Source organism: Exobacillus caeni (assembly GCF_005747095.1).
GTDB lineage: Bacteria > Bacillota > Bacilli > Bacillales > Guptibacillaceae > Exobacillus > Exobacillus caeni.
This window is the reverse complement of record NZ_SWLG01000010.1, coordinates 1-15,464: the sequence shown is the minus strand read 5'-3', so window position 1 is coordinate 15,464 and position 15,464 is coordinate 1. Positions and strand designations below refer to the sequence as shown.

Below are 15,464 nucleotides of genomic sequence, written 5' to 3'. Positions count from 1 at the left end.
GCTTTTATTTTTGAAATCTTTTTTACATTGTCCTAATTGTTCCAGATAATACTTTTCCCCGGAATTGAAAATTTAAACTTTGTTATTCATTAGCGGATCTACATTGCTGCCTTGAATTCCACTATTTTTGTACTGTACTCCCATCTGTCAGATTCTTAACGAATTTTAATGTTCCCTTAAGAGATTTTACAGGTTTGTTTTATATAGTTAGATTGCTCGAATGTTTCTAATCGTAATGGGGGTGTTAGTATGAGGAAAATCATCGAGAGCACGATGCAGCGGTCCACTTTAATTATTTTAACCGTGTTAATGATCAGTGTGTGGGGTATCGCCTCAGCGTTCCAGATGCAAAAAGATTATTTGCCGAGTATCAATAATACAACCTTGATGGTGACAGTGAGGGCTCCTTCCTATTCTGCTGAACAAGCAAGACAGAAAATTGCTTTGCCGATGGAACAAACGGTTCGCATGGCCGATGGGTTGACACACGTTGAAACAAATTCCTTCGATGGCGGATTAACGATGAGTTTGTACTTCCCGATGGATTTTGATATGAAAAAAGCAGAAACCGAGATCAATAGACTGTTAGGGAACGCAGCCTTGCCCAACGATATTGATGGCCCGTTAGTTTCAAGGATGACAACCAGTTCTTTTCCTATTTTGACCTATAGCATTACAAGTGATTCAAAGGAAATATCAGATTTGGACCTGCAAACAACTGTACAGACCGAGATTGCACAACAGATTCAAACGATACCGGGTGTAAAAGAAGTCAGGACAGTCGGCGGAGGAAAAAAAGGGTATGTTCTGTTAATCAGAACAAAAGATCTAGCAAAATATAACTTAACTTTAAACGATGTTTACCAATCTCTGGGCACCAACCTGCCGATCTCTGCAAGCGGAAACGTATTAGTAGACACAATGGCGATCCCATTGAACGTCACAAGCTGGAATCCCACGAAGGATGACATCCAGAACACGAAAATAACGAACAGGCTCGGAACAGAAATACCGTTATCCAAAATCGGTGAATTAACACCATCCGTAACGGACACAGGTACTGTTTCCAGAACAAACGGAAAAACCAGTGTAGTACTCAATGTATTAAAAACACCTTCCTCGAATATCACAACCGTCTCGAAAGCCGTAAATGATAAGATCAATAATTTGGACTTGATCAAAAACGGCGATGTCCATCTCAATTTATTATTGGATAAATCCAAAGACTTGAGTGAATCGTTAAACGGATTATTAAGAGAAGGAATTTTAGGTAGTATTTTCTCCATGTTATGTGTGTTTTTATTTTTCAGGAGGGTGCGTTCCACATTAGTAATCGCCCTGTCTTTACCTATCTCTCTGTTAGTTACAGTTTCTTTCTTAAAGATGTTAGGAATCACGTTAAATATTTTAACCGTATCTGGATTAGTTGTAGCCATGGGTAGAATCGTTGATGATTCGATTGTGGTGTTGGATAACATGTATCGAAAGGTTAAAGATGCGGACGGAAAAATGAGTTTAGAAATTTTATCAGCTGGGGCCAGCGAGATGATGCCGGCAATCTTCGCTTCGACCGCTACGACAATCGCTGTGTATTTACCGATCGCCCTTGTCGGTGGTTATGTTACCGCATCGTTTTCAGGATTTGCCTTATCGGTTGTGATCTCCTTGATCGTTTCTTTTTTTGTTGCTTTATTGGTTATTCCTACACTAACTTACATGGGTTGGAACTATAAAGAAGATAAGTCGATCGATTTGGAACCTCGCATGCGGCCTATTTTGGAAAAGATATTTAACAAGAAAAAAACAGTATTAGGCATTACGACGTTATTATTGGTTTCAGCCGTTTTATTTGGATTGACCCTTCCGGTGAACTTATTGCCGACAGCTAAGACAGGGCAGGTCTCTATTCAACTTGAACTTCCAAAAAACTCACCGATCGATAAGGTGGATACCGAAGTTGCAAAAGTGGAAGATCTATTAGCGACAAAGGACAATGTTAAGCATTTTTCAACAGCGTTCGGCGCAAGCTTCACTCCAGAAGGAGACGATGTCTTCGACCAGGGCGGCGGATTTATCATGCAGCCGAATATCGCTAACATCTCTGTTGAACTAAAAGACAAACATAACGTCGATGAATTTATCAATAGAACGAATAAAGAGGTCAAACAGTTATCCAATGATGTAGTGTATACTGTGTCCAATCAAAATACGACAGGAGACGATTCACTGATCAACATCAGTTTAAGTGGTGCTGATCAAGAAACGTTAGCTGGATCTGCAAAACAAGTAAAGAAAGAATTGATCAAAATTGAAGACTTAAGTGTTATAGGAACTGCAGATGTGCAGAATCCAATCCAGCAGTTATCTGTAAAGTTAGACAAAGACAAAATCAGGTCCCTGAATATCGATACTAGCGAAGTGAATAAAGTATTATACAGATATTTAACTGTCCCGCAGGATTTTGAGTTGAACATCGACCAGCAGATTTTAAATGTCGATACACATATCGACGGTATCCATACAACGAAAAACGACTCGAACACTTCAACTGTGGAAGAACTTTACCAATCATTAAGAAATGAAAGCTTCAAAGGAAAGAACGGAGAAGTTTACAAATTAGATGAGTTTGCAACAATCGAAAAAGTAACTGGCCAAAAGAATATCAGCATGAGAGATGGAGAACCTTTCGCAACAGTAAAAGTTCAAATTACAGGAAACGATATTGGAAAAGTATCAAAAGAAGTAAAACAAAGCATGGAAAATGTGAAACTGCCAGATGGAGTTACCTATTCATTGGGCGGCATAACAGAGCAAGTGAAACAAATGATCATCAACATGGCGGTAGCATTATCGTTTTCAATCTTATTGATCTTGATTATTACAAGCGCTGTATTTAAAGGTTGGAAAGCACCCTTCTCTGTTATTATCAGTATACCACTGGCACTAACCGGTGTCGTTCTGTCCATGTTCTTATTCCACTCGCAGTGGAACTTAGCAGCATTGATCGGTGTATTGATGTTAACAGGCATTGTGGTAACGAACGGAATCGTATTGATCGATAAAATAGAACGCAATATCAACTCCGGGATGGAAAGGAAAGAAGCGATCTTAAGCGGAAGCCTGTCGAGGGTAAGGCCCATCTTCGTTACAGCAGCAACTACTGTTTTAACCCTGTTGCCACTTGCATTCTCAACCAATGCCGACACTGTCATTTCTAAAACCCTGGGAATCGTTGTGATCGGCGGAATGGTCACGTCAACGTTAAACAGCTTTATTGTGATACCAATTATTTATGAATGGTTCGTTTCAAAAAAGAAATTTAAAAGATTTGGCGTAAAAACATCCAAATCACATGCATCGAGAGGAAGTTGAACTTCTCTACCCGTCTCCTAATAAAAGCCCTTTAATGTCCGGTACTTCCTGGTCTTCTTAACGAAAAAGATCAGGAAGTACCCTTTTATTTTTGGAAGGCCTCTTTTCTAAAAAAGGTTTACGGAAACTTTGTTGCTATAGTGGGTTGATTTCCGCTTCAAGCCAAAACATTAGAATTTCATTAAATAACCACTAACTTTTTAAAATAGTGGTAAATTAATGAAAAAGGAACATTTGGGACAATCGGTTCCTGCAATCTGGAGGCATTTTCTTGGAACAGTTATTCTCAATCTTTGAACAACATAGCTATCTTATCTTATTTCTTTCCATATTCCTGGAGCTATTGGCATTGCCTATATCAGCTGAATTTTTTATGAGCTATTCTGGATATTATATTTTTGCAGGAAAAATGATCTATCCTCTCGCACTCATCACTGCTTTTTCAGCAAGTGTTCTTAGCATTACTCTCACTTATTGGATCGGCAAAAGCGGTGGTTATAAACTTGTGGAGAAATACGGGAAGTACATTCATCTTGGACCCTCTCGCTATCAAAAGGTTTCCAGGTGGTTTGCTCGGTCGGGCAGCAAGCTATTGATTTTTGCTTACTTTATACCGGGCATCCGCCATTTTACAGGCTATATATCGGGGATTTCACGGATCTCATTCTGGAGATTCGCTATCCCTGCTTATACCGGTGCAGCGATATGGACTTTTTCTTTTATCACACTTGGAAAAGTATTGGGACCAAAATGGGAAGTCTTCCATCAAGCTGCACAACGGTATTTAATTGTATTGATACTGATCGTGTTATTAATTATCATTGCTTATATCTTATTCAGGCTATATAAGAAACAAATCAAAGACATGTTAGTCATGCTAATGGATTATTTGTTGTTACGTTTGCGAACGGCAACCAGGACTGATGTGTTTCTTGCTTTTTTAAGCCTGTCATTATTGGGGTTTACTATCCTGATGTTAGGGATGGTTCAAGACTATCTATTCAACGAGTTTAACCGTTTTAATGAAGTGACCGTTTATATCCTCCAATCTTTCAGTGGAGAAAAATGGATCCATGCTCTATTGACACTTCAAACTACCGTGCCGTCTGCGATCTTGATCACAGCGTGCTTCGTTTTTCTAATAAAAAAGTCTTCCGATCGACTTGTTGACTTTCTGTTACTGGCTATCCCTTTACTTGGTGCACCACTCTATTTTCGAGCAATTAAGAAAATCATGTCGCTCTTGCATTCTTTTGGAGTCGGTACTTCCTTTCTGTTGGAAGATTTTCCGAATAAGCTGGCAACCATTACCATGATCGTAATTGGAACAAGTGTTTATTTATTTGCCCGGCATAGCGTAAGAAATGTTGTTCAAATACTGTTCCCGATTTCCGGACTCTTATTGTTAAGTGGCCTTGCAGTTGCCAACATTTCAACTGCTGCTGCACTCCCCAGCAATGTTCTTGGCGGATATGTATATGGAGGAGTATGGATTTTTCTGAACTTTCTTTTCTTCGAGCTCGTTCGAATCACGGCCCGATAACATGCGACCGTTTCGAAGCAGACGTGTTACCTCCCTTTTTTATGATCAAAAGATGCCTTCAGAGGGCAAAAGGATGGAATGATGAACAATGAAAAAAATAGTAGTGATTGAAGATGAGACGAATATCGCAAGAGTTTTAAAAATCGAATTGGAGTATGAGGGATATGATGTACATGTGGAACATGAAGGCAGATCAGGGTTAAACGCAGCGCTGGAACAGGAAGCCGACCTGATATTGCAGGATGTAATGCTCCCCGGGCTAAACGGGATCGAGATATTAAGAAGGATAAGAAAAGCTGGCAATCAAGTCCCCGTTATTCTTCTTACTGCCCGTAACCAAACGATGGACAAAGTTACAGGGTTAGACCAGGGAGCGAATGATTATATCACAAAGCCGTTTGAGATCGAGGAGCTGCTCGCGAGGATACGTGCGTGCCTTCGTGACTACTCCTTTAAATTCATACCAGATACAGACCCGATCCTTTCTGTTAAGGATGTAAAGGTTAATCTAAACTCCCGGGAAGTGACAAGGGCAGGTCATCCAATCGAGTTAACCCTAAAAGAGTATGAACTTCTCACCTATTTATTAAGCAATAAAAATAAAGTCGTTCCTCGAGAAAACATTTTACTCAACGTGTGGGGATATGATTTTGAAGGTGAGACGAATATTATCGACGTTTATATTAGCTATTTGAGAAAAAAGCTGGAAGAAGGATCTTCAGCCGAATTGATCACAACGGTACGAGGCGTGGGTTATACGATAAAGGAGAATTAACTTTTATGAAAATCACCACTAAAATCAATCTGATCACCACTGCCTGGCTCATTTTAGTATTACTGATCATCAACACGGTCGTGTATTTTTCATTTATAAAAATAACTGTAGGTCTGGAAGAAGAAGAACTGTCTCGAAAAGGCAACACCATTTTAAAAGAAGTTCAACTTAATAACCCATCTGTAAGGAACGATCAGTTAAAAAGTTATTTAATAGCCGGCTCGTATATCAGGGTTATACTTCCGAACGGCCAGGTTGCGGAAGAAGTTACTAATGAACCCTACCTACTAAAAAAAATCAAACCTGCCCTCCCGAACACAAAAGAAGTAAAACGGGATATGATCAGGACATCAAGCGGAGAGGAACAGGTATTATACATTCGGTTACCGATCACAGACAGGCAGAGCTTGACCGGGGGCACGCTTGAGATCGGCCAGACATTGCATGGTCTTGAAATCAGAAAGGATATATTGCTATCGATTCTTGCCGCTTCCATGTTATTGGCAGTAATCCTGTCACTTCTCGGGGGCAAAATGTTATCCAACATGATCATGAGGCCCATTTCCAGTATGATAAAAACGATGGAAGATATTGAACAAAGCGGCATTCCCCAAAAAATAAACATTCAGAACAAATCAAGGGATGAACTGGAACAGATGGCTTCTACGTTCAATAGCATGATCGACAGACTCCAGGCTAATATCAACAAACAGGAGCAATTTATCTCTGATGCTTCCCATGAATTAAAAACACCGCTAACCGTCATTAAAAGCTATGCAAATCTTCTCAGAAGAAGAGGAACCGATGACCGGGAACTTTCTGAAGAGGCGATACAAGTGATCAACTCAGAAGCAGCTCGCATGCAAAAGATGACAGACACGTTTTTAGAGTTAGCGAAAACCCAAAACAATTCGAACCTGGATTTCTCTACCATCGATCTTGTCCAATTCTGTAAAAGTATTCAACAGCAGCTAAAAAAAGTCTATAAGAGAGATATTGCGCTTCATTCCAATCATGCTGAGATAAATATATTAGGTGATGAACTGAAGCTAAAACAGGTTATCATTATTGTCCTTGATAACGCAATAAAATATAGCAACGATAAAATTGATCTGTATATAGAAAAAAACAGGAATCACGCTATCATCAAAGTGAAAGATTACGGGATCGGAATTCCAGAACATGAAGTCAAAAATATCTTTGAACGATTCTATCGAATAGATAAAGCGAGGAGCAGAGAAACCGGAGGAACGGGGCTCGGACTTTCCATCGCCAAAAATATCATGAAACAGCAAAACGGGGAAATCAACATAACGAGTGTAGAAAACGAGGGTACCGAGGTAGAATTATTCTTGCCACTGCAGGTCCTTGAGAAATAAATCGTTTACTCTCCATATAGAAATGCCTGCCATCTGCCGAACGAGAGATGACAGGCATTTTAATTTTACCTTTTAAACCGCACCAACCATATCAAAAGCATCCTTCAACCCTTTTGCAGCCTGGTCAATCGCATTCCTTCCCTGCTCCAGGATTCCCGGCATCCAGAAGAAGCCATGGATCATGCCGTCATATCTCGTTGCCTCGACTGGGACGCCTGCATTCTTGAGCTTTTCAGCGTATGCTTCTCCTTCATCACGTAGCGGGTCAAACCCGGCGGTGATGACGAGAGCCGGTGGTAGCCCTGTAAGATCTTTTGCCAGGATAGGTGAAGCATAAGGATTCATGCCGTCAGACTCATCGCGGAGGTAATGGTCCCAGAACCAGATCATACTGTTTTTCGTCAGAAGATAGCCGTCCGCATTCTCTACATACGAAACAGTGTCAAAGCCATGGCGGGTTACCGGATAGATCAACATTTGATAAGCGAGATTCGGTCCTCCATTATCCTTTGCCATCAACGCGACCACTGCTGCAAGGTTCCCGCCGGCACTGTCGCCCCCTACAGCGATTCTTGCTGGATCTCCGTTGATCTCTGCTGCGCTCTCTGCGACCCATTGGACTGCAGCATAGGCATCATCTGCTGCCGCAGGGAACTTATGCTCAGGAGCCAGTCGGTAATCCACCGACACGACGACACATTTTGCCCTGTTTGCAAGCATTCGGCAAGGGACATCAACCGTATCGAGGTCACCGATCACCCAGCCGCCTCCGTGGTAGAAAACCAGTACAGGGAACGGGCCTTCCCCTTCAGGTGTATAGACCCTCACTGGAATTTCTCCATCCGGTCCAGGAATCGTTCTGTTTTCAACTTTTGCCACTTCTTCTGGAACACCTGCCAGTGGGCTGAAGTCGGCTGATGCCCTCGCTTCTTCAGGGGTTTGCGTCTCCATCGGCGGTGCTCCGGCTGCCTCCAGTTGGTCAAGCACAAATTTTGCCTGCGGATCAAGATTTAACATTACCCATACCTCCTGTTTTAGTTTTTCGACCTGTTTGCGGACAGATGGCTCTAAGTCCGCCCCTGTCTGTGATGCATCGAAACTGTCTGCTGAAGGTAACTTTGAAAATCCTTCATATTGGCTCGCTGCCACAAGGTCACATATCTGGCGGTAAGTACCGACACCACCGGCATACATCATGAATCCTCTTGGTTTTCCGTCAATATTGGCACCCATATACCAGGAGTCTGTGTGCGGCAGGAGTGACATCGCGGCGATCGCCCTGCATTGCTCACTCCATGCTTCTTCGGCTTCTATTGTCGCCTCAAAGTCTTGCAGGTTATTTTTCTCAAGGTACTCGATGCAATCCGTGACCCAGTCAACATGCTGCTCGATCGAAACCATCATGTTGCTGAGAACCGATGGGCTCTGTGGCCCGGTAATCATGAACATGTTCGGGAAACCGTTCGTTGAAAGCCCCAGGTAGGTCTTCAGGTCCGCGCCTCCAGCCCACTTATCCTTCAGTCCGACACCATCCCTTCCCCGAATATCGATCTTGAACAGCGGACCGGTCATAGCATCAAACCCGGTCGCAAACACAAGCATGTCGAGTTCATATTCCGCATCAGCCGTCCGCAGACCAGATGGCGTTATCTCCACAATCGGTGAATCCTTCACATCTACAAGCGTCACATTCTCGCGGTTATAGGTTTCAAAATAATCCGTGTCGATGATCGGCCGTTTTGTTCCAAAGAAGTAATTCGGCATCAGTTTCTCCGCTACCTCTGGATTTTTAACAGTAGCTTTGATCTTCGAGCGGATAAAATCTGCAACCGTTTTGTTTGCTTCTGGCGTAAAGTTAAGGTCGTTGTACGCGTACAGAAGTTTAAACAGCCCGCCCTGTTTCCACGATTCCTCATATACCCGGTTACGGTCTTCACGGGGCACCTGAAGTGCTGAGATCGGGCGTGGCCCCTGTGGCACTCCATGCATCGAGGCATACATCTGCTGCCTGATTTCCTTGTAATTTTCTCTTGTCTGCTCTAAAACTTCCTCTTTATATGGATGATTTTGAGCAGGCGCACTGTACTGTGGTGTCCGCTGGAAAACAGTCAGATGGCCGGATTCCTTTGCGATGACCGGAATGGCCTGGATACCGCTTGAGCCAGTTCCGATGACACCAACTCGTTTCCCTGAAAAATCCACTTTTTCATGTGGCCATTTCCCTGTATGGTACATCTCTCCCGCGAAGGTTTCGAGACCTTTAAAATCAGGGATATTAGAAGCAGAAAGACAGCCTAATGCAGGAATAAAATATCTGGCTGTAATAACACGGTCTCCCGCCTGGATCTTCCAGCTATGAGCTTCCTCGTCATAATGGGCAGCCGTGATCCTCGTTTCGAACTGAATATCCCGGCGCAAATCAAGCCTATCTGCCACAAAATTGATATACCTCAGGATCTCTGGCTGTTCGGCATATCTTGAAGACCAGTTCCATTCGTTCCGAAGTTCCTCTGAAAACGTATAGTTATAGTAGATACTTTCAATGTCACAACGCGCACCAGGATACCTGTTCCAATACCATGTTCCTCCAACATCATCTGCAGCTTCAAAAACACGTACGGAATAGCCAGCCTCCCTTAACCGGTGAAGCATGTACAACCCTGAAAAACCAGCACCAACCACGACAGCATCAAACTCCTGAGTGTTCAGCTGTTCAGATTTCAACCGTTCGGCCTCCCTTTTCATTGTTCTATGTAGCAGAATTTGTAAGCGTTTACAATATATTCGCCGCCTGTAACTAAATTCCTTTAGGGGTGCGAAATTTTTATAATTAAACCGGTAAAGGCCCAGAAGAATTCGTTTTCTGTTTTAACAAAACAGCAGGTATCTAATGCCACAAAAATATCTTCTGAAATGAGAAAGAGTTCCTTTTTGAGGTGCAAAAGTTAAAATCACAATGAAAATGGCGTACCGACCGACCTTCAGTTTGGTACGCCTGTTTTGATTTTTAACGGCAAATTGACATAGTGTTTTTTTCAGACTCTGTTGTTAAAGTAAAGCACTCGTAAGTTCAAGTATGTTTTTAATCAGTTAAATTTTCTTTTGTTTGAGGTATTTCTATTAACCAATTATTATTCTCATTTGCTTCGATTAACTCATTTACTTCATATGTAGCATAATAACCCTCTTTGATAAATGGGTCGCTTTCAACAAGATTTATTGCTTCCTCATTTGTCTCACAAATGAATATTTGCATTGCCTTATCATTATCCTTAAAAGGTCCACAAATAAAGAGTTTTTTATTTGCGGTTAAATTTTGCAAATGTTTCACGTGATTGTTTAATAATTCCTCTGTTAGTTCCCCTTGTTTTTTGTCTTTTAAAATTGCAACATATTTCCCCATAAAATCCTCCCATTAAATAAAAACAACCATTCCTTTTTGTAATGGTATCTTTTAATATTTTTCTTCAATATTAATGCCCTGTACTTCAATAAGGTAGGAGCTGCCGCAAAAGCTTCTGATCCTCAACTATTGCCTCCGATAGTTGAAGAAGAAAAAAGAGAAGCACATTTAACATTCGCACCCGATTGCAGTAGCCGTTCTGCACATATTTTAACCATTCACTATAATTAGAGCGTCTCATCCAATTTCTGAATTTTTGAGTGCGAAAATAAAAAAACACTGCCTAAAACATCAATTTTTTCTCCCTTTACACGTAAAGCACAGTCTTTGTTCGACGCATAAATATTTATTTCCTCTGATAGGACAGATAGTTCGCTTTGAAAAAGTGCAATGTTATTTTCGAGATCAAAATGGGACAGGACGGAAAAATTGTCAAGACCGATTCCGTCGTAAACAGAGCTCATTTCAACTTTATATCCAAAGTTTTTCGAGCATAAACATTTAGCAGACATGTTGATTGCACCAGCGCTTGCTCCCATCACAACGGCACTGCTTTTTTTAATTAAATTCGATAATTCATATTCCATCAAAAAAACATTTTGTTTAAGGGTATTACCACCCAGCAAGAAAATAACTGAAGCATTTTTAATTTTCGTTTGGGCATCTTCCTTCTGTACGTGATAATTAATTAAATGATATTCATCAAACTTAATGCCAGCCTGGTCAAGCCACGAGCGTTCTGTAGCACCATCATCTTCATAATTCGATGGATTCGAGCTAATCATAGCAAGTGATTTTCTATCAGTTATATCCTCCTGTAACAGCCTGACCAGATTCTCTGGAAAGAAACTGTTAAACCAACCTAAATAATAGTGAGCTTTCATAAGTACCCCCGTAGCAAAGTGTAAAAAAAATTTATTCCTTGTGTCACTCATTCTTTTCTTGTCACTAACAAAACACTCTCAATATGGCCTGATTGTTGAATACCTGTTAAACAACTCTCTTCAACTAAATCTGCTCCTATAGCTCAATAAGAAATGAACTACTGGGACAACGCCTGATCTTCAACTATTGCATTCTTTGATTGAAGAGACTTATAATTCAAGTTTAAACAATTGTTGCCAGTTTATATTTTTACAACCTATACTTTCGTAGAAATTATGAGCTTCTTTCCGTTGATCACCTGAACGCAACCTAATTTCTTGGTAACCCTCTTTCTTTGCCCACTCTTTTGATTTTCTCATCAGCTTTTGACCGATACCTGTCTTCTGAATTCACTATCAACAACTAATCCACTGATTTCAGCATATTCAAGTTCAATTAATCGCTTACCAAATACGTGTACCCAACCAGCAATATGACCTGCTTCATCCTTTGTTTCGTGGACGAAAATGACGTTATTTTTATCTTCGAGTAAAATGTTAAGTCGTAAGTTTATTTGTTCTTTCGATACTGCATAACCTAAGTCTCGATATTTCTACTAAATCAGTCATAAAAAGTGCCTTCTTCAACTCTTGCACACTTATAGTTAAAGTGTATTTGTTCACAAATTTAGTTTTATTCCTGGAAAAATACTTTACTTTAATTCTCTTACTTCACTTTGATTTTTTTCATATAGTCGTTTTAAGGTCCTCAATTTCACATTTTCCACCAACTAGTGAAAAAGAGCCTCCAGCGTGTTCCTCCTTTTCACTTCTCAGGATTAAAAGCCATTTACCATTACGGTGAATAGCACCTTCTACATTTACTACAAACATAAAACAATCCCCCTAAATAGATATATTCCATCTTCAACACTCCTACCTCTATAGCTCAATAAGGAAGGAACTGCCGTAACAACTCCTGATCTTCTATAGTGAGTCAATCGTTGTAAAAACTCTCGTATAAACATCCTCTACGTTTGTTTCATTCACTACATCGTTATAAAGTCCATAAGCCCAGTATTTAGCGTTCTCTTCTTTCTGCAAATATCCAGTGGCGTATGTTAATTCTCTTATTTTAGGTGAATTTTCATAGGTCATATCCTTATTTACAAATGGTAAATATCCTTTATTAGTTTCAAAAAAGAAAGTAGGTATCGACAAGCTCTTATAAATATTGGCATACTGGCTTTCAGCTGCTTGTGATAAATGGTCTTTCATTATAAAAATCGCATCTAAATCAGAAGATGTTTTATCTAAATCAGTTTTTAAGTCCTCAAATTCAATATTTGTGAATGAAACATTTTGTTCCCTTACTTCAGGAACTTTACCTATTACTCCAATGTTTAGATTTTTCCCGCTGTATATTGGAGAGTCAACTTCATCTGAAACACACCCTGTCATAAGTCCAATTATGCTGAAAAATCCAAAAAGCAACTTAATTATTTTCATCAATACCCTCCTCATTTTAATAGTTTCTTGTTTACTTAACCTGCTCCTAAGCTCAACAAGAAAGGAACTGCCGTGACAACTCCCTGGATCTTCAACTATTGCACCCGTTAATGCAATAAGAAATTAACTTCTATTTGCTCGTTTAGCTCAGTAAGAACTTTTAAAAAGTCTCTCATTAAATACACTAATTGAATAAATGTTTTCTTCTAATAAGTTATCAATTATCTGCTTTATTACATGCGATTCTCGTAAATCCTCGATTTCAAATGCTAAAAGTTCATTAACTTTTATCCACTTGCTGTCAGTAATTTCATCTTCTTCGAGATTTAATGTACCTCCAGTAATCTCACCAATAAAATGAAATAAAATTACTTGATTGTTCGTATTACTGATAAAATTATATACTCCAGTCGTGCCAATCAGTTTTACATCTAACCCCGTTTCTTCTTTAACCTCCCTCCGAGCTGAATAAAGAATGTCCTCACCATACTCTATATGACCACTCGGAAAGTTCCACTTATCGACAGCATTGGTTTATTCTCTTTTATAATTAAGACTTTATCATTTTCAAAGATTGATACACTTGCAACTAAAACAATTCCATCTTGAGACATCCATTTCTCCTCAATTCTATTTGAAAATTACATTTATCTTTATTATATATAAATAAGCTCTTCTTTCACTAAACTGCTCCGATAGCACAATAAGGAATGAATTCCGAAACTCCCCTTGATCTTCAATTTACCAATTTCATTTGAAAATTCCGTCTGAAAAATCAAGTGATAAGCACTCTACCGCCAACCATCTAAAAAGTTAAGTACCTAATCTAAAATCCAGATAATCCCCGTACCAACTATAACCACTATGTAAGCTAATACTACTTTTATTGTTGGTTTATAAAATACTAAATAGCTGATAAGAAGTAAGCTTAAATAAATCAAGAAAAACATAACTGTTGAAAGCTGTAATCCAAAAGAAATAACACCAACAATTACTGCCAATAAAACATTGAACCCTGTTATTTGTTCTGCCTTTAGTCTCCTTGGCATAAGAAAAACTCTCCTTTGTTATGTGAACCCATCTTCAACAAAATTTCCCGTTAGTTCAATAAGCCTTCACTCAATTGTACCAGAAAATCCCATAAATAAAAAAATGACAATACTTTTGACAAGATATATGACATCCATTTTGACAACGCTATTTCACTTGAAAACAGGTGTTTCCAAATAATTTTGTGCTGCCATTTCCATTGTCAACTTCTATGTCATTTCCTTTAAAAATATTTAAAAACTGCTCTACTCCAACAAAAATTGACGTGCCAATTTAAATAGCACGAAATTTTACATCTTTCCCCCCTTGCCCTAAAGTTTCCATTCATAACTTATGTTTTAGTAAGAGAATTTAAAGGAATTACCATTTATATCTTTTTTTAAAATAGGTTTGATCAGGAACGTAAAGAGGATATTGGCCCTTAAATTAACGTTATTAAGACCATGTTATGTTTCTAATATCAGGTCGTACCATTACTTATCTTTAGGAGGTAAACGATGAAATTTTTAGGTATAGGCTTAGTTATACTAGCCGCTATATGCTGGGGCATCAGTGGGGGAATTGCTGATATTTTAATGAGCAAGGGCTGGGATCCTATTGTGATTTCACTTTACCGGGGGGCTGTTGGATTTATATGTTTTTTGCCGTGGTATCTCTTTCATTTCAGACAAAATTTGAGTTACTCTACTCGTTTTTATATTTGGTCCCTTTTGGCGGGTTTAGGTGTTGCAGGAAATTTCACTTTTTATTTTCTAAGTATCCAGGCCTCAAGCATTGCTGTTGCCGCTACTTTAATGTACACCGCCCCTCTGTTCGTTCTCTTAATTTCCTTTTTATTTCGAATAGAACGTCCGACCTGGTTTAAATGGGCGTGCATTGCCGGTATAATTATAGGGATTATCCTGCTTACCGGCGCCTATAACATCGAATCGCTTTCAGTGAGTTTTCTAGGGATAACAATGGGGCTTGCTTCTGGACTTTCCTATGCTTTGTTTATATTCGGGTTTAAAAAAGCCTCTTCTATCGGAAAGCCGCAGACTACCTTAACTATCGCGTTTTTTTCACTTTGTCTCATCCTTTTTCTTATTACGGACAAGAATGAAGCAGCCAGTGTAGTGACGTCAAGTGACATAGGATGGTTTCTTTTATTAGGAATCCTGGGTGCTGGAATTTCATTTATATTTTATGTGATTGGCATTAGAAAGACTTCCCCGTCAACTGCTTCGATGGTCGCTATGGTAGAGCCGGTTACAGCTTCAGTATTTGGCGTTCTGCTTCTCGGAGATCATTTGGGCCTCATTCAAATTCTTGGAATGGTGCTCATCCTGGGTACGGTCACCCTGCTTAGTGTAAAGCAGGCCGGATGATGGAACTTGGTACGGAGGGACAGGTTCCTTGTCCCAGTTAACTGCCTGTGTTCCTTCCCGACAGTTACATGATGATTTAAAAGGAAAATGCAGATTACACCTTCATATAAAAGGGGCTGACCCAAAACATCGATAAAGCGGTGTTTGGGCAGCCCCCTTTTCTATTCAAAAGATAAATGAATCTCTATTTTAAGAGAAAAAAC

Annotated in this window: 11 protein-coding genes and 3 pseudogenes; 5 read left to right on the top strand and 9 right to left on the bottom strand. The window is 39.8% G+C overall.

Going from position 1 to position 15,464, the window contains the following annotated elements; translation table 11 throughout:
- Nucleotides 1-249 precede the first annotated feature (249 nt).
- From FCL54_RS14620 to FCL54_RS14605, 4 genes are all read left to right on the top strand, one after another.
- The gene (locus tag FCL54_RS14620) at nucleotides 250-3,372 is read left to right on the top strand and encodes an efflux RND transporter permease subunit (protein WP_138127484.1); all 3,123 of its coding nucleotides are present in this window, start codon (nucleotides 250-252) and stop codon (nucleotides 3,370-3,372) included.
- A gap of 271 nt (nucleotides 3,373-3,643) precedes the next feature.
- A complete protein-coding gene (locus tag FCL54_RS14615; RefSeq protein WP_138127483.1) occupies nucleotides 3,644-4,915 on the top strand; it encodes a VTT domain-containing protein in 1,272 nt (423 codons plus the stop codon).
- 88 nt (nucleotides 4,916-5,003) lie between these two features.
- Entirely contained in the window at nucleotides 5,004-5,690 is a 687-nt protein-coding gene (locus tag FCL54_RS14610; RefSeq protein ID WP_138127482.1) for a response regulator transcription factor, read from the top strand.
- 5 nt (nucleotides 5,691-5,695) lie between these two features.
- Entirely contained in the window at nucleotides 5,696-7,069 is a 1,374-nt protein-coding gene (locus tag FCL54_RS14605) for a sensor histidine kinase (protein ID WP_138127481.1), read from the top strand.
- Between the two features lie 72 nt (nucleotides 7,070-7,141).
- Here FCL54_RS14605 and FCL54_RS24830 read toward each other — a convergent pair whose 3' ends face one another.
- The 9 genes and pseudogenes from FCL54_RS24830 to FCL54_RS14565 form a co-directional block, all read right to left on the bottom strand.
- Nucleotides 7,142-8,086, bottom strand: a complete 945-nt coding sequence (locus FCL54_RS24830; RefSeq protein WP_210238533.1) for an alpha/beta hydrolase — start codon at nucleotides 8,084-8,086, stop codon at nucleotides 7,142-7,144.
- Between the two features lie 996 nt (nucleotides 8,087-9,082).
- A pseudogene (locus FCL54_RS24825) lies at nucleotides 9,083-9,814 on the bottom strand (flavin-containing monooxygenase); the annotation flags it as partial.
- 337 nt (nucleotides 9,815-10,151) lie between these two features.
- Nucleotides 10,152-10,472, bottom strand: coding sequence for a YciI family protein (locus FCL54_RS14595; protein ID WP_138127480.1), 321 nt, complete (start codon nucleotides 10,470-10,472; stop codon nucleotides 10,152-10,154).
- 227 nt (nucleotides 10,473-10,699) lie between these two features.
- Complete coding sequence (locus tag FCL54_RS14590; protein WP_138127479.1) at nucleotides 10,700-11,356, bottom strand: Type 1 glutamine amidotransferase-like domain-containing protein; 657 nt, start codon at nucleotides 11,354-11,356, stop codon at nucleotides 10,700-10,702.
- Nucleotides 11,357-11,566: 210 nt separating this feature from the next.
- Nucleotides 11,567-11,731: a GNAT family N-acetyltransferase gene (locus FCL54_RS24820; protein WP_425467131.1), complete on the bottom strand. Its 165-nt coding sequence runs from the start codon at nucleotides 11,729-11,731 to the stop codon at nucleotides 11,567-11,569.
- Between the two features lie 372 nt (nucleotides 11,732-12,103).
- A pseudogene (locus tag FCL54_RS14580) lies at nucleotides 12,104-12,229 on the bottom strand (DNA mismatch repair protein MutT); the annotation flags it as partial.
- Between the two features lie 93 nt (nucleotides 12,230-12,322).
- Nucleotides 12,323-12,844 carry a hypothetical protein gene (locus FCL54_RS14575; protein WP_138127477.1) on the bottom strand — a complete coding sequence of 174 codons (522 nt, stop codon included), beginning with the start codon at nucleotides 12,842-12,844 and terminating at the stop codon, nucleotides 12,323-12,325.
- 147 nt (nucleotides 12,845-12,991) lie between these two features.
- Nucleotides 12,992-13,458: pseudogene (locus tag FCL54_RS14570) on the bottom strand (NUDIX hydrolase).
- Between the two features lie 207 nt (nucleotides 13,459-13,665).
- Nucleotides 13,666-13,893: a hypothetical protein gene (locus FCL54_RS14565; protein WP_138127476.1), complete on the bottom strand. Its 228-nt coding sequence runs from the start codon at nucleotides 13,891-13,893 to the stop codon at nucleotides 13,666-13,668.
- Between the two features lie 498 nt (nucleotides 13,894-14,391).
- Between FCL54_RS14565 and FCL54_RS14560 the strand changes: the two genes are divergently transcribed.
- On the top strand, nucleotides 14,392-15,261 hold the full coding sequence (locus tag FCL54_RS14560; RefSeq protein ID WP_138127475.1) for a DMT family transporter: 870 nt from the start codon (nucleotides 14,392-14,394) through the stop codon (nucleotides 15,259-15,261).
- Nucleotides 15,262-15,464: the final 203 nt, after the last annotated feature.